This is a genomic window from Planktotalea sp., assembly GCF_965659345.1.
In the GTDB taxonomy this organism is placed as follows: Bacteria; Pseudomonadota; Alphaproteobacteria; order Rhodobacterales; family Rhodobacteraceae; genus Planktotalea.
This window is the reverse complement of record NZ_CBFHVK010000049.1, coordinates 1-1,056: the sequence shown is the minus strand read 5'-3', so window position 1 is coordinate 1,056 and position 1,056 is coordinate 1. Positions and strand designations below refer to the sequence as shown.

General features: G+C 56.9%; 1 protein-coding gene and 1 pseudogene. Both read left to right on the top strand.

Annotated features, from left to right (window positions below; translation table 11 throughout):
- Nucleotides 1-315: pseudogene (locus ACTG3Z_RS17465) on the top strand (nuclear transport factor 2 family protein); the annotation flags it as partial.
- A partial coding sequence (locus ACTG3Z_RS17460; RefSeq protein ID WP_439144274.1) for a cupin domain-containing protein occupies nt 312-1,056 on the top strand: 745 nt, incomplete at its 3' end. The pseudogene ACTG3Z_RS17465 and the gene ACTG3Z_RS17460, both read left to right, overlap by 4 nt.

Genomic DNA, 1,056 nt, shown 5'->3' with positions numbered 1-1,056 from the left:
ACAAAATTCTGGCTCGGTCTACGCTCCTCTTTCCCTGACGCCAAATTTAGCATCCATCATCAAATCGGCATGGATGGCGACATACTGCCGCCCCGCGCCGCGATCCGTTGGTCGCTCGATGGCACCCACTCCGGTTGGGGAACGTTCGGCAAACCGACTAGTGCCAAGGTTCATGTGATGGGGATGTGCCACGCAGAATACGGCCCGTTCTGTAACGAAGGCGGCCCAAAAGACGCCACCATTCGCCGCGAATGTGCCCTTTACGATGAAATTGCGATCTGGAAACAGATCCTGATGCAAGGAACACACGAATGACACCAGCCGAAATGGAATCCCGCATCGTTCGTTATGGCGATCTGCAACCCTGTAAGACCGCCTTCATCGATGCTCACACACCGGGTAGCGACCAAAAAGAGAACTTTACGATCATCGGCGGCGGCGTATCTGAATCGCCAGACCAGCATGTTCATATCGGCATCCCCCACGGCTTCAACATCGGTGCCGCTGGCCAACCCCCGCGTGTGACCAACTCGCTGCACGACCACCACACAGCCGAAGCCTTTTTTGTGCTGTCGGGCAAATGGCGCTTCTTCTGGGGTCGCTGGGGCGACGCTGGCGAAGTTACGCTGGAAGAAGGCGACATTTTTAACATACCCACGGGCATCTTCCGCGGATTTGAGAACATTGGTACGGATTACGGGATGATCATGGCCATTCTTGGTGGCGACGATGCAGGTGGCGGCGTTATGTGGGCACCGCAGGTTATCGAAAATGCTGCCGAACACGGCTTGATCCTTGGCGAGAACGGCAAACTCTACGACACCAAGCGTCAACAAGCCCTGCCCGAAGGCGTCGCGCCAATGCCACTAATGTCTGACGAGGAACTTGGCAAACGTCCTGAGCCGACGACGACCGAAGTGCTTCCCAACCACGTCGCGCGCTATTGGGATCTCATGGCGCTGGCCGACAAGAATCCTGCCAAAGTCATCGGCGAACAGGGTATCCTGCGCGACAAGCCCGGCTTCGAGGTCGATTTTATCACGCGCGGTTCCGCGA